Source organism: Eubacteriales bacterium mix99 (assembly GCA_038396605.1).
Lineage (GTDB): Bacteria > Bacillota > Clostridia > Caldicoprobacterales > DTU083 > UBA4874.
On sequence record CP121690.1, the window covers coordinates 483,389 to 509,401 of the forward strand.

21 protein-coding genes are annotated in these 26,013 nt (G+C 50.5%); 3 read left to right on the forward strand and 18 right to left on the reverse strand.

Annotated features, from left to right (window positions below):
- Window positions 1-50: 50 nt before the first annotated feature.
- Window positions 51-3,443, reverse strand: a complete 3,393-nt coding sequence (addB, locus tag QBE55_01945) for a helicase-exonuclease AddAB subunit AddB (GenBank protein ID WZL78953.1) — start codon at window positions 3,441-3,443, stop codon at window positions 51-53.
- A gap of 44 nt (window positions 3,444-3,487) precedes the next feature.
- On the opposite strand from addB, the gene QBE55_01950 reads away from it, so the two are divergent.
- Window positions 3,488-3,766: a hypothetical protein gene (locus tag QBE55_01950; protein ID WZL78954.1), complete on the forward strand. Its 279-nt coding sequence runs from the start codon at window positions 3,488-3,490 to the stop codon at window positions 3,764-3,766.
- Window positions 3,767-3,861: 95 nt separating this feature from the next.
- Here QBE55_01950 and QBE55_01955 read toward each other — a convergent pair whose 3' ends face one another.
- Both QBE55_01955 and lepB read right to left on the reverse strand, forming a co-directional pair.
- Window positions 3,862-4,344, reverse strand: a complete 483-nt coding sequence (locus QBE55_01955) for a QueT transporter family protein (protein WZL78955.1) — start codon at window positions 4,342-4,344, stop codon at window positions 3,862-3,864.
- Window positions 4,345-4,585: 241 nt separating this feature from the next.
- Window positions 4,586-5,158: a signal peptidase I gene (gene lepB / locus QBE55_01960; GenBank protein ID WZL78956.1), complete on the reverse strand. Its 573-nt coding sequence runs from the start codon at window positions 5,156-5,158 to the stop codon at window positions 4,586-4,588.
- A gap of 234 nt (window positions 5,159-5,392) precedes the next feature.
- On the opposite strand from lepB, the gene QBE55_01965 reads away from it, so the two are divergent.
- Complete coding sequence (locus QBE55_01965) at window positions 5,393-5,698, forward strand: hypothetical protein (protein ID WZL79842.1); 306 nt, start codon at window positions 5,393-5,395, stop codon at window positions 5,696-5,698.
- Here QBE55_01965 and QBE55_01970 read toward each other — a convergent pair.
- From QBE55_01970 to QBE55_02010, 9 genes are all read right to left on the reverse strand, one after another.
- Entirely contained in the window at window positions 5,695-6,789 is a 1,095-nt protein-coding gene (locus QBE55_01970) for a polysaccharide deacetylase (GenBank protein WZL78957.1), read from the reverse strand. The two genes, QBE55_01965 and QBE55_01970, sit on opposite strands and share 4 nt — an antisense overlap.
- A gap of 320 nt (window positions 6,790-7,109) precedes the next feature.
- Window positions 7,110-9,365, reverse strand: coding sequence for an RNA polymerase recycling motor HelD (gene helD / locus QBE55_01975; protein ID WZL78958.1), 2,256 nt, complete (start codon window positions 9,363-9,365; stop codon window positions 7,110-7,112).
- A 347-nt stretch (window positions 9,366-9,712) separates the two neighbouring features.
- Entirely contained in the window at window positions 9,713-10,669 is a 957-nt protein-coding gene (locus tag QBE55_01980; protein ID WZL79843.1) for an OB-fold nucleic acid binding domain-containing protein, read from the reverse strand.
- 206 nt (window positions 10,670-10,875) lie between these two features.
- A complete protein-coding gene (locus QBE55_01985; GenBank protein WZL78959.1) occupies window positions 10,876-11,691 on the reverse strand; it encodes a dipeptide/oligopeptide/nickel ABC transporter ATP-binding protein in 816 nt (271 codons plus the stop codon).
- Window positions 11,684-12,691 (reverse strand): ABC transporter ATP-binding protein, encoded by a 1,008-nt coding sequence (locus QBE55_01990; protein ID WZL78960.1) that lies wholly within the window; start codon window positions 12,689-12,691, stop codon window positions 11,684-11,686. Before QBE55_01990 ends, QBE55_01985 begins: the two co-directional genes overlap by 8 nt.
- Before the next feature lie 9 nt (window positions 12,692-12,700).
- On the reverse strand, window positions 12,701-13,954 hold the full coding sequence (locus QBE55_01995; GenBank protein WZL78961.1) for an ABC transporter permease: 1,254 nt from the start codon (window positions 13,952-13,954) through the stop codon (window positions 12,701-12,703).
- A 12-nt stretch (window positions 13,955-13,966) separates the two neighbouring features.
- Window positions 13,967-14,971 carry an ABC transporter permease gene (locus QBE55_02000; protein ID WZL78962.1) on the reverse strand — a complete coding sequence of 335 codons (1,005 nt, stop codon included), beginning with the start codon at window positions 14,969-14,971 and terminating at the stop codon, window positions 13,967-13,969.
- Between the two features lie 97 nt (window positions 14,972-15,068).
- Window positions 15,069-16,964, reverse strand: a complete 1,896-nt coding sequence (locus QBE55_02005; GenBank protein WZL78963.1) for an ABC transporter substrate-binding protein — start codon at window positions 16,962-16,964, stop codon at window positions 15,069-15,071.
- A 462-nt stretch (window positions 16,965-17,426) separates the two neighbouring features.
- On the reverse strand, window positions 17,427-17,945 hold the full coding sequence (locus QBE55_02010) for a hypothetical protein (GenBank protein WZL78964.1): 519 nt from the start codon (window positions 17,943-17,945) through the stop codon (window positions 17,427-17,429).
- A 7-nt stretch (window positions 17,946-17,952) separates the two neighbouring features.
- Here QBE55_02010 and QBE55_02015 point away from each other — a divergent pair, with 7 nt between their 5' ends.
- Window positions 17,953-18,291, forward strand: a complete 339-nt coding sequence (locus QBE55_02015) for a hypothetical protein (GenBank protein WZL78965.1) — start codon at window positions 17,953-17,955, stop codon at window positions 18,289-18,291.
- A 124-nt stretch (window positions 18,292-18,415) separates the two neighbouring features.
- Here the strand turns inward: QBE55_02015 and QBE55_02020 are convergent, their stop codons facing one another.
- The 6 genes from QBE55_02020 to radC all read right to left on the reverse strand — a co-directional run bounded on the left by QBE55_02020 (window position 18,416) and on the right by radC (window position 25,938).
- The gene (locus tag QBE55_02020) at window positions 18,416-19,504 is read right to left on the reverse strand and encodes an acyltransferase (GenBank protein ID WZL78966.1); all 1,089 of its coding nucleotides are present in this window, start codon (window positions 19,502-19,504) and stop codon (window positions 18,416-18,418) included.
- 2 nt (window positions 19,505-19,506) lie between these two features.
- A complete protein-coding gene (locus QBE55_02025; GenBank protein ID WZL78967.1) occupies window positions 19,507-19,719 on the reverse strand; it encodes an AbrB/MazE/SpoVT family DNA-binding domain-containing protein in 213 nt (70 codons plus the stop codon).
- Between the two features lie 188 nt (window positions 19,720-19,907).
- A complete protein-coding gene (locus QBE55_02030) occupies window positions 19,908-22,967 on the reverse strand; it encodes an AAA family ATPase (protein WZL78968.1) in 3,060 nt (1,019 codons plus the stop codon).
- On the reverse strand, window positions 22,958-24,337 hold the full coding sequence (locus QBE55_02035; protein WZL78969.1) for a DNA repair exonuclease: 1,380 nt from the start codon (window positions 24,335-24,337) through the stop codon (window positions 22,958-22,960). The genes QBE55_02030 and QBE55_02035 overlap by 10 nt, the downstream gene beginning before the upstream one ends.
- Window positions 24,338-24,461: 124 nt before the next feature.
- Entirely contained in the window at window positions 24,462-25,181 is a 720-nt protein-coding gene (locus tag QBE55_02040; protein WZL78970.1) for a phosphotransferase, read from the reverse strand.
- 91 nt (window positions 25,182-25,272) lie between these two features.
- A complete protein-coding gene (gene radC / locus QBE55_02045) occupies window positions 25,273-25,938 on the reverse strand; it encodes a DNA repair protein RadC (GenBank protein ID WZL78971.1) in 666 nt (221 codons plus the stop codon).
- Window positions 25,939-26,013 lie beyond the last annotated feature (75 nt).

Consider the following 26,013-nt stretch of genomic DNA (forward strand, 5'->3'; position numbering starts at 1 on the left):
TTTTATGCATTCCATCGTTCTCTTTTCATTACTTTCATCGTTTTCCCTTATTACGTTGGTTTCCGGTCGTCTTCTTCTATTTTCCGGAGAACCTCCTTATCCTTCAGCGGATGGATCAGACGGTATCCGTTGTCCTCCAGACGGCTGTCAAACTGGCAGATCCCGTCATAGGGGCAAAACCGGCATGCGGTCTCCTTTCCTTTCCGGACCGGCTCGATCCGTATGTTTCCGTGCAGCATTTCGTCGCCGATATCCCGGATCAGCCGTCTGATATGACCCAGAAGCCGGAAGAACTGCTCCTCCTCCAAAACGGAAGAACGACTGTGAAAGGTTCCGTCCTTTTTAATCCCCAGGGGAAGGACTTCGGAATACCCGTTTATATCACGGTCCATGCACTGAACAACATGGACATCCTTCAGAACCAGTCCCTTCAGTTTCAGCTTTTTGCGGATCTCGCCCTGAATCACATCCGCCACCTGCTCCTGGGTGTTGATCAGGGGATCGTCGATCCGGAAATAGAAGATTCCTCCGGGCCGGGCCTTTCCGTTGATCTTTCGCTGCTCCATCTCCAGCAGTGCTTCCAGATAAACAAGCAACTGCAGTTTCAGCCCGTAATAGGCATCGGACAAATCAAAGCTCTCTGTACCGGATTTGTAATCGACGACACTGAGGTATGCGTCCTCCCCTTCCCGGTAAATATCCGCCCGGTCGATCCTGCCTTCCAGATACATTCTCTCTCCCCCCGGAAGCTCGATCTCAATAGGCGGATACGTCCCCCTGGTTCCGAAACTGATTTCGTTTCCAATGGGACGGAAGCTGCTCCGCCGGATATGATCGGTCAGAAGCCATACCGCCCGTTTGCCGGTGCGTTTCAGACGTTTCGCCAGATATTGATAGCGATGGGTGCTCAGCAGCACTCCATGGTTATGCTCCGGCAGGATCCGGTCCATGATTTTATCGATCATAGCCCCGCACTTTTCATCATCCAGTGTCCGCCAATCCAGTCCTTCCTCCGCAACCTCTGCGGTAAATCCCTCAATGGACTGATGAAACAGTTCTCCGATGTCCGGCGCTTCCACTGCATACTGTTTCCTTTCTCCGGGCCGCAGGCCGTATTTGATAAAATGGGAAAAAGGACAATGGACATACTGCTCCAGCCGGGACACGCTGGCCCGAATCGGGAGGGAATACAGTCCCGCTGCCTTATCCCGGCCAAGCGGTGCCTCCTGATTTCGGTAAAACAGTGCCTTTTCCAGATCCTGTCTTCTCTTTTCCCAGGCCGGATGCCGGAAATACCAATCATAGACCAGCCACCACAAATCCGATTCCGGCTTGCCGTCTGCAAGGCTCCGCATATGGCACACCATATGGGGAAATGTGCTCTTTGGGGTAACAATCCGCATCAGCGGTTCTGTGTCCACATGCCGGTCTCCCGTGATCTCCAGCCGGGGAAACAGCTTTTTCAGCCGATCCATCAGAATGGACGGACGAAGTGCCCTGCCTTCCGCGTCGGAAACGGCATAGCTGACCGACAGGAAGTGGGAGGGCTTGCAGAATGCCGTGTAGATGCCGAATCGTTCCTCCGCAGAAAGCAGCTCGGTGCTTCCGCCCAGGTCCATTCCCATACTGCAAAGCATGTCCCGTTCCTCTGCCGCCAGAAGGCCTTCCTCCTGCCTTCCGGAAGGCAGGATCCCGTCATTGCAGCCAACAACGAACAGTGCCCGGACATCCTGGCTCTTGGACCGGCGAATATCCCCCACCAGAACCTGATCCAGCGTCGTAGGAATCATGCCAACTTCCAGAGAGGAAAATCCGGATTCCAGAATACGATAAAATCCCTCCGAAGAAACTTTCTGATCCCCCAGAATCTCCACCAGCTGATCCAGAGTCTCCATGATAATGTTCCAGATCTGGGCGTTCTCATTGACTTGATCCAGCTTTCCCATTTCCCGGAGTTCCCGGATCCATTCCCTCAGCTGCTCCTGCAGATGAATCTCCGTCAGATACTGATACAGGGCCTTTACCATGCCTTCCACCGTACTGCTCCGTTTCAGGCGTTTCTCCAGCAGGAGACAGGGGGAAACAAACCGCTTCCTGTAGTCATTCAATGCCGCAAGGGTTTCATCCGATTCCCCATAGATAAAGGGTTCCTGCCATCCTTTGCCCCGGATCCCGAATTCCAGACAGTAATTCTCCAGCTGCTCCGTCTCGTCGGTGGACAGGCCGCAGAATCCGGTCTTCAGCAGTTTAAAAACGTCATCGTACCGGTAGCCGCGTCTTACCACATGCAAAACGGTCAGGACCAGATCCACGACAGGATTCTCCATCACCGGCCGTTTTTCATCCAGAAAAAAGGGAATGTCATATTCCGGGAAAACCCGTTTGATGATACCGCCATAGGTTTCCATATCACCGGAAACAACGGCCATTTCGTTGTAACGCCAGCCCTTCTCCCAGGTAAGGGAGACGATCCGGGCTGCCAGATTTTCCACTTCGGATTCCGGATTGTTGCCGGCAAATGCTTCAATATGATGTACTGCATCCGGCCAGGTCCGATAAGGGTAATGGTAAAGCTCCCGCTCCAAATGACGGATCTCCGGAGCCCCCGTGGCCCGGAAAGGTCCTCTTCCGGAACCGGCAAGATGAGTGAAACGTTCCTTTTTGTGCAGTTCCTTTGCCATCCGGCGCACTTTTTGAAGGGAGAGGGCATGAACGCGGAAAACATCCTGATCCCTGCCGGTGTCATCCAGACCAACAGTAAAGGTAATCGTCAGATCCCGGGCCAGGACCGCCAGCTTTTCCATCACCCGGATGGTCTGCGGCGGATAATAGTCAAAACCGTCCATCCAGATCCGCACACCGGAAAGAAACGAGGACTGATCCATCCGTTCAATCAGGGCATTCACCGCATCCTCTGAATCAATGTACCGATCCTTCAGATAACGATTGAATTCCTCATAGATCCGGGCCGTATCCTTGAGCTTTCCGGAAAGCAGCTCGTTGGAGTCCAGTCTCTCCGCCTGCCGGCGCATCTGCTCCGGCATGATATCGTGCTGTTTCAGATCCGCCAGCAGATCGCTGATCTGTTCGATAAAACCGCTTTGTCCGGATACCGTTTTATAAACCGTGAGGCGATCCCGGCAGGAATCCAGAAGCCTGCGCAAAATCATCCGCCTGCCCTGGTCATTGATATGGATCTGTGTCAGTCCTCCCACTTCATTGAATACCCTGTGGGCGAGGCGGGAAAAACTCAGCACCTCCACATCCAGGAGTCCGGGCAGATTCAGCTTCCGGATCAGATCCCGCTCGGCCTGCAGTGTAAACTGCTCGGGAACCATAAGGATCAGGCGGCTGTCCCCCCGTTCCAAAGCCCTCCGGATCTCCCGGTATACCTGCATGGTCTTCCCGCTGCCGGAACGCCCGGTAATATAATGAATCCCCAAACCGTCGCTTCCTCCTTCCATGCGGCCGGCAGTCCCCAAACGGGTTGGCTTCTTGCAACCAGACATCTGCCGGCGCAGATGCCGGCTGCAGCAGTCCGAATCCATCTGCTGTACCGGCCGTACAAGTACTATTATATACTATCCCGGAACTATATTCATCCCGCTTCGTTGTCACCAATACCATCATCGGCGCTCTCGTGATCATGTCTCTGACCAACGGAATGAACCTGATGGGAATTGATATCTCCTATCAGTATATCGTAAAGGGAATCATCTTCATCCTGGCAGTCGCCTTTGACGTAAAAACCAAAAAGCAGGCGTAGTGCATGGCAGCCGAACACCGGCTGCCTGTCACGGCTGAACTCCACCGGAGGGAATTGTTCTGATCCCTCAGTCCATTGCCTGATATACTTCAGGCTTAGCTCCGCCCGGAAGGAAACAGATATTTGCTGTATTTGTCCAGAACCAGCATCAGGACAGTCCCCAGCCCATAACAGGTCACCACTTGTCCAAACATAACGGACAAAACAGAAATCCACAGAGGAAAATGATAGACATAATGAAGCATTCCTCCAATGATCAAACCATTGACAACAACCGGCGGCAGTGGAACCAGTGCTTTTTTCGGCATCTTTCGGGACAGAAAGGCGGCAACCAGGGAAGCCAGACTGCCCAGGACCACATCAATCGGCCCCACCGGGCTGAACAAATTGGACAGGAGTACCCCGATAAAAAGGCCTGGAATGGCAGCCGGCGTGTAAAAGGGAAGTACGGTCAGCATCTCTGAAACCCGGAATTCGATCAGACTCTCCCCAAAGCTGATGGGCGAAAAGAGCAGGGTCAGCACCACATAAATGGCAGCAATGACCGCTGCCTGAACCAGAAAACGTGTATTTTTCAATTATTTCTTCCTCCATTTCAGCGGCAACCCCCTCTCTCCATACTTTTCGCAATGAAAAAACGGGCAATAAAAAAGCATAACAAAAAAGGCATTTCCGCCTTACCAAACAAAAATGCCCCTGATACGGTGCCCCGTATGAAATCCATAGTTTTGTTTCAAGACAGGATGGTTGCGAACTGTCTATTCATTTCTCTTTCCATGATAACACATTTTCTCCTGTTCCGGCAAGAACCAAACTGTCTTACCGCAGCAGCTTGCTGATATCCGCCACCATGGTGCCTTTGATATTGGCACAGGGGATAAATCCGATTTTCCGGCTGTCCATGCTGTTATTGCGGTTGTCCCCCATCACAAAAACAGAACCCTCCGGTACGACAAACCGCTCATCCGGACCATATGTGAATTGATCCAGAAGATAGGGCTCCTCCAGGAGCTTTCCGTTCCGATATACCGCTCCCGCCCGGATTTCAATCACATCACCCGGCTGCCCGATCAGCCGCTTAATCCACAGATCCCGGCTTCCCAACCGATGAAAAATACGAATATCGGAAAGGTCATCCAGCAGGGATCGTTCCCGGTCTGTACGGTGATCCACAACGACGATATCCCCATACTTCGGATGAAGATGCAGCGTCTTGCCAATACGGGACAGCAGAACGAAATCGTCGTCATGCAGGGTGGGATACATGGACTTTCCATCCACCTTTATGGGCTGCATGATAAATAAATTGATGAGAATGGCAAGGACAAAGGAAAAGCCAATCAGCCCGACCCATTCCAGCAGTGTGTTCAGCAATTTTTTCAGTCCGGCCACAATGCACACCTCAGTTTCTTTTGAAACCTTTTACAGATATATTATACACGATAGGAAAGTATTTCAAAAGGAAAATTTTCAGAAGAAAGGTTCTCCTTTCGGAAGGTTCCGAAAGGGATTTCCCCTCGGAAGCAGAATAGATAAGTAGGAGGATCGGATTGCCGGACAATTGGAATTTATCGGAGAAAAGGCTCTGTTTTCGTTTATTCCATCAAAAAGAAAGGACATGGTATGATGAAAAAGAGAACAAGGAAAAGAATGCTGCTGCTCCCGGTTATGATACTATTGTTGCTGCCCGCTCTGACCGGTTGTGTACCGGGAGACGGCAGGAATACGCCGGCGCACCCGGCCGGGTTTTTCTGGGGAATATGGCATGGCTGGATTGCTCCGGTTTCGCTGATCTTATCCATATTTCGAAAAGGCATACGGATTTACGAAACGGCAAATACCGGATGGTGGTATGATTTCGGCTTTTACATCTCCGTCATTGCTGGTTTTGGCAGCTTGTCCCTGTTCCGTAAGGCGAAAAAAAAGGATTAGGGTGCAAGGCTGTTGGAACGTGAGCCCGGGATCCGTTCAAAACGATAATTTTTGGACTTCAGATAATGAATGATTTCCGGCAGGGCTTTTACAGTGGATTGTTTCCCCGGAGCATCGTGCATCAGCACAACCAATCCGTTCTGATGATGGACGGTGTCCTCCAGCCGGGCAATCAGCTGTTTTGCAGAGCGGGGTTTACGGGTTTCCGCATCCCCATTCAGGCTGTTCCAATCCACATACACATAGCCTGCATGGTTGGCCGCTTCCCGATAGGGCGCAAGAGTCTTTCCAAAGGATCCCCCCGGGAACCGGGTCAGCTTGAATTCCTTGTCCTGTCCCAGTATGGACTTCAGGATCTGCTCGCAGCGCACCACTTCAGCCATATAAATTTTGGGATCGCTGTATATTTGCCTGAACTCATGGCTGTAGCTGTGAGATCCGATCCCATGTCCCTCTGCGTATTCCCTTTTTATCATCTCCGGATAACGTTCGGCATTGGATCCAATGGAAAAGAATGTTGCCTTGATTCCTTCCGCTTTCAGGATATCCAGAACGGGGGTTGTCTGAGAGGGGGTTGGACCGTCGTCAAACGTAAGGTATGCTGTCTTCTCTCCCTCCTGATGATAAATGCCGTCCAGCGTGGCCTGCAGCTGCTGCGTACTGGCCTCCACGGCCGGAATTGTACCGGACGCATTCCCCGGATCTGCTGAAGTCCGGGGTTCCGGGCCGGATGCTGATCCTGGATTGGATGTGGATACCGGGCCGGCTGCAGGTGTGGATTGCGGGCCGGATGTAGATGCCGGATCGGACGTGGATGCTGCACCATTTGTTTCGTTTGGATTCTTTTTTCCCTGATACACCGGCTCTCCAAGCCGGTCCCCGACGATGCTTTTTTGAACCGGCAGGGCAGATGGCTTATTCATCAGACTTGCCGCCAATCCATAGCTTTCGCCCCCGTAGGATTCTCCTTCAGAACTGGAAACAGCCGACCCGGTTGCTTTATGAAAAAGAAAGATGACAGATATATTCAAAATCAGAAAGAGCAATGTCATCCTTCCTGCAAACCTGCGTTTCCTGGTAATTTTAATCATCTGCGCGCCCCCATATCTGCTGCACTCCTATAGTAAGTATATGCATACAGCAATATTTATGCCCCTATATTACAGCTATATGAATGGGTACCTTTCCCTTTGGAAAAGACATCTTCCGAGTGGATTCCTCAAAATAACCGAGGCTCTTTTCCATTTCCCATTCTACCATATGAGACGCGTGAAATGTATAAATAGTTGTCATATTTTCATACTCTAACAAAGGCTTAATGACTTGTAACAATTGTGTTATATGTCGTATCCTACAAACATCCTGTCGAATAAACGACAGGATGTCTCAGTGCCGGATGTGTCCTTATGCGTTACAAACGTTCATAGTATTTCTGCGGGATATCCCTGAAAAATGGGGACAGCTCTCCTTCCGCAAACAGATGGAGCCGGTGCAGCGCCCGGGTACACGCCGTATAAAACAATCTGCGGTCTCTCTCCAGACCATAATTTTCCGCATCTGTCCCATATACCACCGCCGCATCAAATTCCAGTCCCTTTGCAAGATATACAGGAAGAACGACAATTCCTTTGCTGAAATTGACGTCGTCCCTGGTCAGCAGGGAAACATGCAGCTTCTTTTTGATTGCGTCATGAAGCCGTCGGCTCTTTTCCGCCGTTTTACAGATGATGCCTATGGATTCCATGCCTTCATCTGCCAGATCCCGGATGTCCTTCACCAGCTGCTCCGTCAATTCCCCTTTGACCTCCGCCTGATAAAGCCGGGGCTTTTCCCCATGCCTCTGAATGGACTCAATTTGCTGCCCGTCCTTCAGCACCGAACGGGTAAAGTTCACGATATCCGCCGTGGACCGGTACCCTCTGACCAGCTTCAAAACCGCCTGGCTGTGTGGCTTTATGACTTCCGTAACCGTCCGGTATTGGAAAGCCCCCTTCAATGGATTAATCACCTGATTGAAATCTCCGAGCAGAGTCATCTTCGTTTCGGGAAACAGCTGCTTCAGGATTCCATACTGAATCGGGGTATAGTCCTGCGCTTCGTCCACCACCACATGGCGGATCTGTCCCATCTCGGGAACGCCTTCCAACATTCCCTTTAGATATACAAAAGCGGCAATGTCCTCATAACCCGGTATTTTTCGGGAAAACCGGGCAGCGGTATCTGCACAGATCTCCCTGTAGTGTTCCGGCAGATGTTCGCCTGCCAGGGAAACAAACAGATCCACGTTGGAAAACAGCTCCTTAAAAGCCTGATACCCGTCAAACTGCAGCATATCTTCAATTTCCCTTCGGACTTTCTTAAATTCCCTGTAGACAAATAACCGGCTGTATGCTTTTGCATTGCTCCTGTATTCCGGGGAGCCCAGAAATTCATCCCATAATTCCTTCCACCGCCGGTACCATGCCGGCCGGATCCGGTAATACAGGCGACTTTTGATTTTCTGTAGTCTTTTTGCCAGGGGAAGAGGTGCATAGTCCTCTTCATACAATTGCCTGATCTCCTCAACGGATACCAGCGTCTCGCCCCGGAAGGCAATATCGTGAAACCGCATGGCCTGAAATTCCAGATAACGGGCATAGCCATTGAGGAGATGATAAAAATCAACCGAAGACTTATAGGCGATGCCCCACATTCTCGGAAGCTGATCTTCCCGCTGTCCGGAGGCCAGGATATATTCCATCTGTTCGCTGCTGGTCTCATAGGTCAGTCCCCTGCCGGCCATCTTCGCAATATATTCATCAAAGGTGGTCTGCTGCATATTCTCTTCTCCCAGCTCCGGAAGCACATTGGAGATATAGTCATTGAATACGGTATTAGGGGAAAAGATCAGAATATTTCCGGAAGTCATGTTCTCATCCCGATACTGATACAGCAGCCAGGCAATCCGGTGCAGTGCGATGGAAGTCTTTCCGCTGCCTGCGACCCCCTGCACCATCAGCAGCTGATGACCTTCATCCCGGATCACGCGGTTCTGTTCCTTTTGAATGGTGTTGACAATGTTGCGCATCTTTTCATCGGTGTTCTTGCTCAGAATCTCCTGCAGAAGCTCATCGTCAATCTTGATGCCGGTATCCAGCATATAGTCCAGCCGGTCCTCCGTGATCCGATACTGGCGTTTCAGATTAACACGGCCTTCTATCACGCCATCCATGCAGCGATAGGATGCCGGGCCCAGTTCATAGTCGTAGAAAATGCCGGAAATCGGCGCACGCCAGTCATAGATGAGAATGTTTCCCCGTTCATCAAAAAAGGAAGTAATTCCGATATAAACCTGCTCGGTATCGATACTGCCATTTTCCATAAAGTCAATTCTTCCAAAATAAGGGGACTTTTTCAGCCTCTCCAGTTTATTCAGTTGATTTCTGGCAATCCGAAATCTCTGATTTTCCTGTTTGAGGGCATCCATGGACTGCTTGAGTTCCACCGCAGCATCCGTATCCCCGTAGTTCCATGTATGATCCCCTTCCTCCCATATCGATTGCCTGGTTTTCAAAATAGACGTCCGATAGGACTGCACCTCGGACGATCTGCGGGAAAGCTCCCTCCTGATTTTTTGATAAACCTGTGCAAGACGCTTCGCTTCCCTGTCCCACTGACTCGGATCCATAAACTCTCCATCTCCCCTTTCCCGGTAAACGCTTCCTCCCGGAAGCTTCAGGAAAAATAAAATACAACAAATATTCCAGAATCTATTGACAGTTAAGTAATAGTCTGATATAGTATATATTGATGTTTTTTGCTTAATTATCACATTTTTACATGATGATATTTTACGCTATTTTATTGGGCTTGTCAAGATGATTGGACGATCTGGAGTTTTAAAGCCCTCCGGATCATGAATGTTTTCAAACAATAAAGAACGCGGAATATATAAATGCGGAGGTCAGAAAGGCCGGTGGGAAATCCACCGGCCTTTCTGACCTCTGTCTTAATTATTTTCTCTTCCAAAGCCTGTCAGGCTCCCTGTACCGTCTGACGGTCGGAATCATCCGTTTTCTCCGGACTGTCTGATTTCTCCGCTTTCGGTTTATACATCTGCCGGTTATTGAGCAGCCAGACCCGATCGGAAAACTCACCCGGTTTTACTGCCTTCAATGCCTTTTGCATATCATACATTCTTGCATCAATCATATCCAGATAATGCAGGATCTCCCCTTCCGGAATCATAGGCCGCTTTGGGCTCCCGAATTCCGGCTCATAGTGATGAGCCAGTATCATATGTTCCAGCAGCATGACCGTTTCTTGATTCGCATGGATTTCCCTGCCGACCCGGTCGATATCCATGATCCCCTGGACGATATGTCCCAGAAGCACCCCTTCCGGAGTATAGGAAGATACGACTCCGAGTTCGTTGGCATCCATTTCCTCTGTCTTTGCCAGGTCATGCAGGATGACTCCGGCATACAGCAGATCCCGGTTCAAAAATGGATAAACTTCCAACACCCTCTCGGCCATTTTCAGCATGGTGGAGGTATGATATAACAAACCGCCCCGAATGGAGTGATGGTTTTTCATTGCCGCCGGATAGCACATCAGTTTTTCCCGTTTTTCATTCAAAAGTGTGCTGGTGATCTGCTTGAGATCCTTATCCTGGATCCGTATGACAAACTGCAGTATCTCTCCCAGCATATCCTCGGAAGAATAAGGTGCTGTCGGTACGAAGTCCTCCGGTCGGACATGGTCCTCCGGACGGATGTCCCGGATTCGCTCCACTTTCACCTGAAGCTGGCCCTGCCATTCGTTGACCAGCCCTTTCAGCTTGACCAGCATGCCATCCTTTAATTTCATGTTCCGCATCATATTATCCGGATCCCAGATCTTCCCGTTGACTTCTCCGGTGCGATCCGCAATGGTCATATCGATATATCTGTTATTTGCATTTGACGTCCTGAGAACGGCAGTCTTGATCATATAGAATCCCTGCACGGTCTCTCCCTTGCCAAAAGAGATTACCTCCTTCTGCAAATCAACCCCTCCTTTTCTACTCTATTGATTCTATCATGATCCCCCGCAAAAAAGAAGGCATATTTTGAAAACAAACCCGCTTTGCGGAGGTAAGAGCCGTTCGGGAGAGGATCTGCAGAATGGCGGATTGCCCTGCAGGGCAGAATCAGCCGTCATGCATCCAGATTCCATTCTTCATAAATCTTCGGCACATCTTCGATCAGATGCCTGGTGTAAGGTGCCTTTGGATGCAGGATGACCTCATCCGCTGATCCATGCTCCACAAACTTTCCATGCTCCATAATATATACCGTATCGGATACATAATAGGCCAGACCGATATCGTGGGTAATAAAAAGGACCGTCATATGGCTCTCCCTCCTCAGCTTCTGAAGCATATCCAGAATAGTTGCCCTGGAGCAGGCGTCAATCATGGAGGTAGGTTCATCCGCCAGAAGAATTTTCGGCTTCAGCAGGAAGATCCTGGCGATCATCAGCCGCTGCATCTGGCCGCCGGACAGCTCAAAAGGATATTTGTTGGTCAGTTCCTCAAACTTCAGATTGACAAAGCCGCACGCTTTCGTCATCTTCTCTGCTTTTTGCTCCCTGGAAAGATGTTTTCCACCCCGCATATTGATACAGTCCAGCAGTACGGAATCAATCCGGTTAAACATATTATAAGAGGCAAAGGGATCCTGAAAAATAGCCTGAATGTTCTTCCAGTATTCCTTTCTCTTTCTCCCGGTGGAAATATCCCTGGGCTTCCCCTGATACCGAATCTCCCCTTCCGTAAGAGAAATGAGTCCCAGCAGCATCTTGGAAAAAGTGGTTTTGCCGGAGCCGGACTCCCCCACAAGGGAAATAAATTCTCCTTCGCGGAACTCAAAGTCCACATGATCCACTGCGACAGTCCCGTTCTCCCCTGTCCCGAATACCTTTGTCACGCCCCTGCCGGAAAGACAGAAATTTTCCTCCTTCGTTTTATTCATTGCCGTACACCTCCCGGATTCTTTTCTCCGACATAATGCAGCGATAGCTTCTCCCGTTGGAAAGCACTCGCTCCTCCGGCCGGCCTCCCCTGCACGCAGGAACCCCATAGGGACAACGATCCGCAAACAGGCAGCCATCCGGCGGATGCTTCAAATTCGGCGGAGTCCCGGGAATGGCAGTCAGCTTCCGATCCCGTACCCCTTTCTCCGGCACAAGGATGGAGCCCATCAGGCCTTTGGAGTAAGGATGCAGCGGATCAAACACCATTTCCTCCGCATTGCCTTTCTCCACGATCTGGCCTGCATACATCACCATAATATCATCTGTCACGTTATAGAGCAGAGGCAATTCATGGGTGATAAAAATCATGGACTGGATCATTCCCTTTTCCATCAAATCCCGCAGCATCCGGATTACCTTTTTCTGTGAGGTGACATCCAGCGCAGAAGTGGGCTCGTCGGCGATCAGTACCTTCGGCGAGAGAATGGTTGAAATGGCGATCACGGTACGCTGTTTCATCCCACCGGACAGCTCCACTGCGTGTTTCTGCAGTACCTGTTCCGGAAGGCCCAGTATCCCGAAGCGCTTTCTGGCCAAATCATAGATATCCTTTTTCTTTTTTTTCGGATCGTGGGCATGGATCACATCCTCCACGAAGTGGATGATCTTCTGGGTCGGGTTCAGGGCATTCATGGCCGACTGGGGAATATAGGCGATCTCATTGCCCAGAATGTTTTTCCTCACCGTATTCGGATCCAGTTCGGAAATTTTCTTTCCGTCCACTATAATGTCTCCGCTGATATAGTGCAGCGGTGCAAAATAGTACCCCATCAGCGACAGAGCCAGGGTGGATTTCCCGCAGCCCGATTCTCCTGCAATCCCCAGGGATTTTCCCTCTTCAAGTTTCAGGGAAACACCGTTTACCGCATACACATCTTCATGAAAGCGGGTCACATATTTTGTTTTCAAATTGTTTACTTCCAGCAGGTTTTTTCCCATAGTTGCCTCCTAATCCCTTAACTGAGGATTGAATACCTGGTCCAGGCCGGTATTCATCAGATTCAGTGAGAATGAAATCAGGGCAATCATCAAAACAACCGGAAAATAAGCCCACCAGGAACCGTTCAGATGAGCCGAGTACATGGTGGCCCAGTTCATCATCAGGCCAAGGGTGGCCGTTTTTGTGGTTGCCGGTCCAAGGCCAATCATGGACAGCTGTGCCTCCGACAAAATTCCGGAAGAGATCTGAAGGATGAATGCCATCACCACATAGGACGCGATATACGGCAGAATATCCGTCAGTATAATGCGTATCGTACTGTGCCCGGACAATTTGGACAGATTGACATGATCCCGGTTGCGGAGGGACATCACCTGAGACCGTACCGAACGGGTGGTCCATGGCCAGGAAGTGCATCCGATCAGAATGGCCACCATCATGATTCCCCTCTGGGATTCCCCTACACTGTAGGAGATCAGGATCAGCAGCACAAAAGACGGAATCACGGTAAACAGATTGGTAAAGAACACAATCAGATTATCCGCAAAACCGCCGAGATATCCGGCAAGAAGCCCGAGAATCAGTCCCAGGACGGTTGCAATCACACCGGCAATCACCCCGATCTTCAATGAGGATCGGGTAGCTGCCACCAGCTCCGTCAGTACATCCCGGCCAAAATTATCCGTACCGAGGGGAAAGGTGTGTTTGTTCTGAATATCCTTTTCATTCACATACTCCGTTTCCCCAAGTTCCTCCACTTCCTCCAGATCCCCGGTCTCCTCATTTTTCTCTGCAAGAAACAATGCCTTGCTTTTCATGATGTCCCGGATTTCCTTATCCAGACGACGGAACTTCTTTTTCTTTGCCGCCGTCATGCCTTTCTGCTCTGCTGCGAGATCATAATGATCCTGCCAGAGTGCAATCAACCCATCTGCATCCGACACATCAATTTCGGAGGATTTCACCCCACCGTATTTTTCCAGCCATTCCGCCATGAATCCACGGGTGTCATTTTTCAGCCTGCGGTCCACCTGAGCTGCGGCGGCATCCACATTCAGCTGATAACTGTCCCCGGATCCCGCCACCTCCGATTTGGACACATAAGTGCCGGGCCGGAAAAAGTTCCCTTCTCCCATCATCTTCAGAGGATCCCTGGTGATAATCAGAGGATAGATAAAAATCGTCAGGAGAATAACGATAAAAATCACAAATCCCGTTATGAATTTCCCGGAGTGAAAAACCTGTCTGATTCTATTTTTCATAGCCATCCTCCCCTAATCCTGCTGACTTGCTTTCACACGCGGATCAATAACGCCATAAATCAATTCCACAATCAGATTGGCCAGCAATACCATGATGGTGATGATCAGCGTACAGGCAGAAAGCAGTGGATAATCCTGTCCGGTGACTGCTGCAAGCAATGTAGTGCCCAGTCCCGGATAACTGAAGATAATCTCCGCCACCAGCGCACCGCCCATCATCGTGCCAAGGGATAACGCCAGTCCTGTAATCTGGGGAAGCATGGCATTGCGGAACACATATTTTACAATGGTCCGGTCCTTGATCCCCAGGAAGCGGCTGTATTTCACATAATCGGCATTCAGCTCATAAATCGCCATGGACCGCATCCCGATGGCCTGTCCTCCGATGGTGATCAGTACAATGGACCAGAACGGAAGCTGGTAATGAACAATCACGGATTTTACAAAAGCCCAGGTCGCACTGGGCATCATATTGAATCCATACCCACCACTGGTGGGAAGAATGCCCAGCCTGACACCAAAAACAAACAAAAGAATAATCGCCATGCCAAAGGCGGGAATATTACTGATAAACAGAAAGGCTGGCAGGATCGCCTTATCGAATACGCCTTTCCGGTAAGCGGCCACTGCGCCAAGAACATTGCCCAGAACCCATCCCAGAACAATGGCCGGCAGCTGCAGGCAAACCGTCCACCATACCGCACCGGAAAGGATATCGGAAACCGTTCTTGGAAACTGACTGAAGGAAACCCCGAAATCACCGTGCAATGCGTTTTTCAGCCACGTAAAAAACTGCACATATATTGGTTTGGAGATCCCAAACTTTTCTGTATAATCCTGATATACTTTCTGAATTTTGGTGGCATCGCTCATGCCGGAAACGGACTTTCCGGCAATGGCGGAAACCGGATCACCGGGCATCAGTCTGGGCAGAACAAAGTTCAATACCACAGCAAATACCAATGTAAGCAGATACCATAGAATTTTTTGTACATAATACTTTTTTAATCCTTTCATGTAAGTTCTTCCCCTTTGCCCCTGTTTGCAAAGCGACCGGAGCATTTGCCCCGGCCGCTTTTGCCTCAGGCCGTTTTTATGGTGACTTATTGTCCACTTATTGTCCGTCCACCAAAGTCAGATGATACAGTGCTGCGATTCCATAACCATCGGTACAATCCGTGGGAGGAATGTTGGTTCCATCGTCCATCTGCGGATACCCGGTCCAGACGGATTCGTTCACAACATGAAACAGCTGCGGCCGATACATCAGGGGGACACACGGGCATTCCTCCAGCATGATTTGGGACAGCTCGGTATAGTATCCTTTCAGTTTTGCATTGTCCGATTCATTTGGAATCAGCTTCAGGATTTCATCCGCCCGGTCATTTTTGAAATGTCCGAAGTTCCCGCTGTAGTTCACGTCCAGATCATTGTAGGTAGAGCTCAGGAAAAACATGCATCTCTGATAGGGGTTTGCAACGGAGGACCCGCTGGAACTCTGCATGGTAATGTCAAAGTTGCCGGTGGTGTAGTCGTCATAATATTGACTTGCCTCCGGAAAGTAAGTCTCAATATTGATTCCTATCTCCTTCCCTGCCGCTGCCACGATTTCCAGGGAGGCGTTCCAGTCCGACCATCCGGAAGGGCACTCCGCCTTGTAGGAAAGCTTCTGCCCTTTGTATTCACGGATCCCGTCGCCGTCCGAATCCACAATGCCGGCCTCATCCAGCAGCTTTTTTGCGCCTTCCACATCCGCGTTCTTCCACTGATACTTTGCCAGTGCATCCTGATCCACCATTTCCTGATCGGCATCCGTCGGATTCATCACCGAACGGGGGACATCCTCAAATGTGGGAGACTGTCCGGACATGGCACTGGATATAATCTGGTCGTAATCCACTGCCATGGCAATTGCCTTTCGAATGGGAGTCTGATCCAGTCCCGGTTTTCCCGTGTTGAAAAACAGGGTAGGCATAACCAGGCAGACGCTGTAAGGGGCCTCGTCCATATAGGTGGAAATCGGAAGATCCTGTTCCAGCCAAAGTTTCTGAACATCCGGGATGAAGGTCTGGGATACATCGACCTCTCCCTTTTGAATTGCAGTCAGAGCCGCAGAGTTGTCCTTGTAAATGGTATGTGCAAGATATTTGGGTACCGGCAGCTTTCCCCACATGGATCCGGCCTGCCCCCAGTAGTTGTCGTCCCGTATGAAAACAACTTTCTGCTCATTGTCCATATATGGTTTATACGGTCCGGAAGCGATCAGATCGTCCATACGGTCCGTCTTGACCGCTTCGCTGTCTTCATTGCATCTCTTTTCAACTTTCTCCATGTATGCTTTCTGCAGGATGTACAGCTTTGGCAAAAAAGACTCGGTCAACAAAGGATTCAGGGCCTTTCCATCCTCACCCTTTTTCGCTTTGAAAACCACCGTGGAGTCATCCTTTGCCTCTATGGCATCGATGTAGCTCAGCATATCCTCCCCGGTGGGGGATTCATATTTTGTATGAAAGGTGAAGGTATACGCCACATCCTCCGCAGTTACCGGTGTTCCGTCTGACCATTTGGCGTCCGGATTCAGCTTTACGGTGATCTGGGTCTTTCCCTCATCCCACTCGGGATCCCCCTGCGCCAGCAGCGGAGTCATTTCGGCAGTCAGCGGGTTCCACATATACAATGTCTCATAAACAATGGTACGGGACATATCACTTTGGCTAATTGCCATGGCGTTATTGGAGTTTGCAGACAACGGGTTGTAGTCGTTTACCGTCCCCCACTGCTGTCCTGCGAAATAAAGGGTCTCATCCCTGGGGAGGGAATCGGCGTCCTTTCCGTCCTTTGTTTCTTCCTTTTCGCCTTTTTCCTCCTCTTCTTTCTTTGCAGGCTCGTCTGTCTGCTTTCCGGCATTTACCTTCTCCTTATTTCCCCCGGAGTTGCCGCATCCCGCCAGCAAAGAGCCTGCAAGAGCCAGTACCATCAGCAGAGCAATTATTTTACTGCCCTTTTTCATGTTACCCAACCTCCTTTGAACTTTTCCATAAAAATACCATACTGCGGATCTCTCCGTATCCACCGTCTTACAATCCATTGGTCCGCTTCGTTGACATGCTTCCGTGTGAAATTTCCCTGCCTATGCCGTGTTTGAATGATTCATATGCACCCCCCCGTTTGATCGTTTGCAGATACCTGACTGCTCACAGATTCTGCTGTTTACCGTTTGAAAAGATAAAAAATCGTTTCACTCAACAATCCGGGTTTTCCTTTCGGAAGGATCTTTGTCTTCTCCTATATTATACATTGGTGTTTTGATCCAGTCAATGCTTTTTGCTAAAATGCCTACAATCCAATTCCTTTTATTTTAGTAAAATATAACGAAGCGGGCGTGCCAGAATATTTTAGTAAAATGATGCCAGGTGAAAAAGTATCACAGCGTTTTAGTAAAACGCAGCTTATCGACAAAACTTTCTTAAAATCAGTTTATCACACCATCTTTCATGAATACTCTCCTTATCCAGTTCCCCGATCCGGGTGGCACGGTCCTCCAGATAGACTCCAAAATAGCCTCTGTCCGGAATCGTTCCGCTGCCGCGGAAAGCCAGCATCCGGGAATCATGATTTCCGGACATGACCTGATGGACCCTGTCCCAGTAAACCCGCGGCTGGCTGGGAACGTCCTGCTGATGCTCCTATTCCCCGGAAAGCATGTTAGGACCCTGACGGCTTCCTCCTCCTCTATGGTATGAAAAGGCCAGGAGGACCGGAGCAGATCCATGATGTCCGAAAGCTTCCAGTCTTCCGTACAGGCCATGGAGACCAGATGCTGCGATACGATATCCAGTGCATTTTTCGGCACTTTGCCCGTTTCAATGTTTTGATTCACCATTTCCCGGGAAATAACGACACTGTCCAGCAAATCCCCGCAGGTCCGTGGTATAATCCGCCCTTTGCTGACAGCATTCAACCGGTGACCGGCACGGCCCAGCCGCTGCATTCCCCTTGTGACGGATTTGGGAGAAGCGGCCTGGAACCGGGCAGCGGATGCCTTACAGAATACTCTGGGACTTTTCGGAAGTCAGCAGAAGGTACAGGGATTCCGGTGTGGTGATCAGGATATGCGGAGGCCTGCGCAGCATTTTCTGACGATCCCTGGATGGTGTGTCCCCTGTGCGCACAGCCTTTGTGATCGCAGGAAAGGAAATTCCGCTTCTGCATCCCATCATAAAATAACACAAACAGGAAGAGAAAACCAGTATTGTCTGATGTGCAAAAAAATCACCCTGTTTGATGCCAGGGTGATTCCCATATGTGAAACCTTTACAAAATGCTTTCGACGTTAACCACTTTATCCTTCCGGATTGTGGTGTCCAGCGCTCCGTATATCGCTCTCATTAGCCGGAAGCGTCCCGTCTCTCCCCACAGACGCGTATTCTGGAGACAGGCAGAGAGAAAAGGCAGACATGCCTATGCTAATATCTGCTTACTGCTCTTTAGATCCTCCCCTCGGAGACCAAGAATCAGATATCTCAGAATCGGGATGCGCTTCAGCAGCTCGTATAAAGCGGGAGAAATGATAAGGACTGCGAAAATGGCAATCAGATAAACGGTAAATACAGGCAAGGCTGTATAGAACTTCAGAAAATAGCAAGCGGCAAGGACAACAAGATAGTGGACGATGTAAATACCAAAGCTCGATTTTGTCATATAAGCTGCAAATTTCGATGTCTTGTTGAACCAGGCCTTCCCGCAGCCCAGAATCGCAAGAATCGCGGCCCAGAGGTAAGCACTGGTGAAAATGCTTTTCAGACAGGCATCATCCGCATAATTCCGACCGAAATAATAAACCGTATAAGCAATCCCCGTTAAAACAGCGATAATCAGCATCGGCAGGTGAATCTTATGCACTTTGTCCTGAATGTCATCATGAGCGAATATGAAATACCCGATCAAAAATGCGACAAAGTAAATACCGAAGCGATCAGTCGTAATAACCGGCATATTGAGAATCTGTGACGCTCCCCAGAGAGGAAGGAAAAGCAACAGGACCACGAAAAGATTACACTTTCCGCAGAGCGTGTAGAATTTATCCTTAGCGTCGATTTTCCGAATCAGCACAAGCAGCAATGAGAACAGCCACAGCATCTGGATAAACCATAGCGGTCCAATCCCGGAAATGACCATGACGGGGTAGCGGACGAATGCCGGAATCATATCCCACGCACCACCGAGTTTTATATTTAGGTAACCAACCATCCATTGAAACACGAAGAGTCCAAGAGTAGACGGAACAAGCAGCTTCACGGTTCTTTCCTTTATAAACTGCTTATGACTTCGATGCTCCAACGCGTATCGGGAACTGATTCCGGCAATCAGAAACAACAGTACCATGAACCACGGATATACGAAATACAGCACAGCATCCTGGTACTGTGTCCCCGAAAAGCTGCCAACACCACCAAGCACGCCTACACCGTTGAACAGATAAAAAACGTGGTAAACCAGGACCAGCAAAACAGTAGCCCAGCGGATATTGTCCAGATAGTGTTTTCTCATTTTCAATTCTCCGCCTTATCTTCAAAGATTTTTGCTGCAAGCTCGGCAAAGCTTTCTTTGGGCGGAATGGCAATGCCTTTCTTGTCATCGGCAAGCATGATTAAGGCATCCCCCGGTTTGATGCCAAATACGTCTCTTGCCTGCTTCGGAATCACGATCTGCCCCTTTTCCCCAACAGTAACCGTCCAGGCATATTTTTCCCTTTTTGTATTCATACTTTCCCTCCAAGTTCAATAAGTATAATTTGTATAATATATTATACCTGATAATAACACCTGAGTCAATAAATCGAATGAAAGTGTGAATACAAAGATATTACAGAAAAGAAAACTGTTTCTGTCTTTCCGATACATCCTTTTCGTAAAATACAACGCTATATTTTAAGAAAACTGAAGACTGGTTGTCACCGCAGATGTCTCATGAGCGAATCCCCATCAGACCGGGAGAACTGTCCGTGCTCCAGCTGCCAATACTGGCACGGTTCTCCGGTTTCCATGATCTGATGGATCAGATGAGGATGGCAGGTCAGGATAAATATCTGGTGTGTCCGGCTTATGCGGCACAGAATCGAAACTGCCCGTTCCAGATGCAGCGGATCAAAATTGGCAAAGGAATCGTCCAGAATGATGGGCATTGCCGGTTTGATCTCCATAATCCTGCCCAGCCGCACAGCCAGAAATACCTGCTCCCTGGTCCCGCGGCTCAGGACATCAGTACTGCTCTCAACAGATCCATCCGCCAGGGAAAAGGAGAAATCCGGATTCCGAAGATCCTCATTGGGAAGAATCCGGTCATATTCCCCGGAGGTGAGTTCTTCCAACAGGCTGTCAGCATTTTTCAGAAGCTCCTCCCGCTTATTCCCCATGAACCGGCTTCGGATATCCTGACACAGCCAGGCTGCCGCTTTCCATACGGCATACTGCCGGGCAACCGGATACAGCCCGTCCCGCCCCTGCTGAATCCGGTTATGGGCCTGCTCCAGCTCGGATGTCAGAGCCAGTCTTTCCAACTCGCTTTTTGTTTTCTGTATCGTTTCCCTGTTTAGTTCGATCTGCTCCTCCAGTCCCCGGACTTCCAGGGACTTCTTTTCATATACCGCATGGAGGGCTTCCCGGGAAGAATACTGTTCATAGCATGTAAAGAAGTAGCGGACCGTATCTCTTCCCTGGGGATTCACCAGGGAAACCGCAGCTTTCAGGCGGTCTGCCGAAGCTGCCCGGTTCAGGTTATGGACAAGGGAATCCATCTTCCGCCTTAAGGCCAGGAATTCCTCCCTACCCGCACACAGAGCCAAATAGGCTTCCACCATTTGATCCAGGGACTTCGATGACTCCATCTCCTGCGGAAGGGCATCACGATCCTCAGGCTCCCCGGGCTGTCTCCCTTCCCCGGCAGATTCTTTTTCAGCAGGTTCTTTTTCATCGGACTTATCGGATTCCATCATCAGCCGCCGCAGCGTTTCCTCCGTATGTCTCTTCTCTCCATACAGATTATTCAGGGCCACGGCCTGCTTCATTCTGTCATACCACTTCTCCAGATCCGAACGCAGCATCTGCCAACGGATCGGGTCAAGCCGGAAGTCGGCGGACGTCTGCTCCCCATGGCCTTCCCCATCCGGAAGACTTCCTTCCTCTTCGCTCTGCCAGCATTCCTCACATTCCGTCAAAACGGTTTCCATCTCCGTCAGGGCAACATACAGTCTGGCAGACAGTTCTTCCCATTCCTCCCGATCCATGAAATATCGGTGAACCCTTTCCTGAAGGTCCGCCAATGCCCGGTAAGCATCCAGGATGCCTTCCGGTTCCGCGGGTTCCGGCAGCTGCAATTCCTTCCGGGCTGCAGACAGAGTCTTTTTCGCTTCGTCCTGCTCCCGGCGCTGCGATTCCATTTTATCGTCCCATTCCTTCTCCTGCACCATGCAGCCGGACAGCCGGGAATCCAGTTCCTTCTGCTTCACGCCGGCTTCCTTTTGCCCCAGGCTTTTGAAAAAGACAAACAGAGCCGAGCCGGCAATTCCAAAGAGGCCCAGAAACAAGCCGGCGGCGGGGTGAAAATGATACACGGCAATTCCAAGAACAGCAGATATCAAAGAGGTGAGCAGATAAACCTTCCAATTGGCGGAAGGAAGAGACGTCTTCCATTCCGCCTTCTGCTTTTTCAGCCGTTCCGTCTCAAGACGGACTTCGTCCTTCCGATATTCCATCTGCCGCAGCTGCTCCCCGGACTGCTGCCAGCGTGATACGGCGCCGGCGAGGGTACTTTCCTCCACAACCCCCAGGGAAAAGTCCAGGATCCGGTCCAGATCCTTTTCCGTCCAGACAGGGTTGAACCGCCTCATGCGAATCAGCAATTGATCCTTTCCCTCTGAAACCTTCTCCTGCAATTTTGCACAGCGATCCCAACGCTCCTGGAGACCGGATAGCCCGTTATGGAAGTTTTCCAGTTTCCTCCTGTTTTTCAACAGAAGCGCAATCAGCCGGCCCGTCTCTTCTCCCTTTTTCCGGCTTCCGCAAAATCGGATGGATTGTTCCTGCCATTGCTGATCCAGTTCCCGATACCGGTCATACTGCAATTGAACGGCATTCCGGTTCTCCAGGGGAAAATCTGCCGCAGCGGACTTCCCTTCCTGCTGTTCCAGGGCCGCAGCAGTCTGACTGACCTCCTCAAAAACATCATAATTGTTTTTCAGGCACTCCAGAATTTCCAGATTGGCCTGCTGCAGACGCTGACGGTCCTTCTGCCCTTTCAGCTTCTCCTGCAGGGAGGAAAGACGTTTCTGCCCGTCCCGGTACTCTTCCACCTGGGCCAGCGCCTGTTTCCTTTGCTCCATGCCTTCCCTGATTTGCTGCATGTACGGACGAAATCCCTTGTTGGTCAGACTGCCTGTTTTCCCTCCAATGGCCCGGGCTTCCTTACGAAACCGGCTTTCCATCTGCGGAATCCCGGCCAGATCAGACAGTCCCGCCCCCAGAAGGATCGAATGAAGCCGCACCGCTTCCTGATTATTCATTCCTTCCGGTACTTTGGTCAGCTGATCCAGACTGATGAAAAACAAATTCTGATAGGAAAACGCGTGCAATGGATAAAGTTCCCTCACAGACACAGTGGATCCATGGGAGGAATCCTCCCCCGCCGAGCGGACGCAGACCGGTTCTGCCTGCCCGTCCAGCCGGATATGAACCACTGCCTGTTCGTCTTCCCCTTGCCGGGAATCCTTATTCTCTGATTCTTCATCGGGTTTCCCGCTCCCTGCAGCATCCGCCTCCACCTGATAGCGGACGTGGGGCGGAGGCAGTGCCCCGCCTCTGGAAAATCCATATCCAAGATACTTCAGTATCTTTCCGAAGGTACTCTTCCCCGCCCGGTTGCGGCCGCCTATGACAATCATCCCGGGGCTCAGATTCTCCAGGGCCTGATTGCGGAACAGGCCAAAGTCCCCGATGTACAGTCTTTTTAAGTGCATTCCTGTCCCTCCTCCGCCAGGCTTTCAATCAGCCGCTGACCGGCATCCTCCAGGATCGCCTGAAGGGTTTCCTCATCCAATGGCAGCTTCCGGTCATCCTGCTCTTCCGGATCCAGGGATTCCGTCCACATCTGTCCCAGCTCATGAATAAGGCTTTCCCTTGCCTCTTTCTCTGTCTCCACAGAGAGAAAGGACTGTTTCAGCAGGTCCCGGAGAACTTCATGCCGGTTTAAAACCTCTTCCGTGACCGGACTGCCCGTCCGGAACTCCACGGAATCCGTCCACACAAAAGGCTCGATGCCGGACAACCTGTCCCGCAGGGTTTCACACAGTTCCTGCCCGATTTCCTGCCGGTCGCCGCCCAGAATGCGGTGGAGCTTACCCCGGCCGGTGAGGATCCAGCGAATGACATATCCCTCCGGATTGTTTTCCCCATTGCCCTCCTCTTTTCCGGTCTGGCATGAGGCAGACGAAAACCGATGTGAACCAGGCAGGGAGACCGGATCGTTCCGGATATTCCAGGCACAGTCCACCAGATATTCCTCCAGCTGACTCAGTGTTTCCGCATCCCGCAGCTTTTCCCCTCCGATATCCACAGAAACCCGCCGGTAGATCACAGGGGAAGTCATCCGGTACTGCATTCCTGCAATCCCTGTCCCGTCCACCTCCACGAGCCAGCACCCTCCCGGGCCTTCCTCCCCGAAGTCCCTGCCCTGCGGAATGCCGGACCATGCAATGACCGGCTTGTCCTCCTTCAGAAGAACGGGCTGATGAATATGCCCCAGGGCAAAGTAATCCACAAATGGGCTTTCGGCCAATTCCCCCGGGGTACATGGAACATACTTCCGATCCCCGGCCTCCATCTGGGTATGCAGCATGGCAATGGTAAAACAGTCCTCATCCGGCGCCGGGAACCCGCGGTGCATGGGGGCAGACTCCCATTTGTTCCGATAGGACTGCCCGACAATGGCAGCAAGGGTTTCCCCGTTCTCCCTGACATAGCAGACTTCCGGTTCCCCCGCCTGAAAAACATGCACATTGGGGGGAAGCGCAAACATCTCATGATATTCCCGCAGAGGATCGTGATTCCCCGCAATAACGTAAACCCCGATTTCCCTGCGGTTCAGCATGCCGCAGGCATCGGCAAAGAACCGGCTGGCCCGTACACTGCGGGATTCCCGGTCATACAGATCCCCGGAAATCAAAAGAAACCGTGCATCCGAATCCACTGCAATGCGGCAGAGCCGGTCAAACGCCGTATACGTGGCTTCCCTGCACCAGGATGCCAGAGCCGTATCCTGCGCTCCATCCATATGAAGCATGCTGCCAAGATGGACATCGGCAGCATGAATAAATCGAAACCTGCTCATTTCAAAAACCCTCATTTCCCTGTTTTCATCTTTCCAACCGGGGTTTCCTTCCAGCCGGGACTCCCAAAGGCCAAAGGACCCTTCATCATGTGTCCAATTCTATATCCAACAGTTCCCCCGGGTATTATTCCCCTGCCCGGGCTGCGGCAATAACCGATAAATAATCCTGTATGCTTTCTCTGGAAACTCCCATTTGCGTAAGGTAAGAGGTCACCAAAGACTTTTTGAGTTGCAGAAACTCTTTTTTGCTTTCCATTTCAGCTGGTACCGGCGTATATTCCATCAGATATACCGTCCTTGCCACGTCGTACAGAAAACACCCGTGGCACACATTCATAAAATCGATAACGGTTGTTTTACCGTCCAATAAGAATATATTGCCGGGGTGAAAATCACCATGGCAAAACGTATTGCCATCTGGTAGTTTATCCAGCCTTTCCATCATTTCTTCCTGCCTGCTCAGAACATACGCAGCTTTTTTAATACCACGTTCCAGGAATTCTTTATAATTCGGGACATTCTGAATTGTATATTTCAGCATTTTCTTGTGGAGTCCTGCCATATATACCCCGCAGCCGTGTACATCTTGCGTTTTCATGACCCAATCCAGCAAGGATTGACCTTCGACTCTATCATAGATAATGCCTGCCCGACCTTCCCGATAAATAAGCTCATAAGCCTGCGGTTTTGCAAAATCCATATGGCAGATTGCCCTCGCGTTGGAAAACTCTTTTTCCACTGCTTCTTCCGGATAACCTCGATGAAAAAGCTTGAGTGCTCTTCCTTCTCCCCACTCATATACAACTGCCGTATTTCCCGTTCCGATGATTTTCCCGCATTCCATTTCCGGTACTCCTAACATTTGGTTTATGTCAAATTCTACTGCATCAACCGGAATCCCGGCCAGGATATCGATATAATACTCCAATCCTGTTTTAAATCAGGCCGTGATCGGCAAAGCTGAAATGCCGGGTGCCTGCCACAATAATATGATCCATGACCTGAATGGATATGGCATCACAGGCAGACTTGATTCTGCGCGTCGCGTCCAGATCCGCGGAAGAAGGCTGCATACTGCCGCCGGGATGATTATGGGCCAGAATGATGCCATTGGCCTGATGCTTCAAGGCCGTTTCCACAATCAGCCTGGGATAGACAGGAGCGGAATCAATGGTCCCCTCATGGACCAGATCTGCATAAAGGACCTCGTTCCGGGTGTTCAGACAAATCACATAAAAAGCTTCATACAGCCGGCCATAGAACAGAGTCGCGGCGTAGTCCCCTGCCCTGGCGGAACTGCTCAGCCGGGGCCTTTCCTTCCATTTGTCATTCATGTATCTGCGGCACAGGGAAGGGATAAAGGACAGGAGCGCTGCAGTATTCGGCCCGATACCGGGAACCTTTTTCAAATCCTCCGGGTCCGCTTCCAGGACCCCGGAAAGTGAGCCATACCGATCGATCAGCTCATGCGCAAGCGGGTTGGTATCCCTCCTCGGAATCGTAAAAAACAGCAGCATTTCAAGAACCTGGTGCTGATTGAATCCATCAATCCCTTCCGACAGAAAACGTTTTTTAAGCCGTTCCCTATGGCCTTCGTGCATTGATCTCCGCCTCCCGCAAGCATCCCACGCACTTGAATCCGCTGGAATAAAAACCGTCACAGGTAATATATTCTA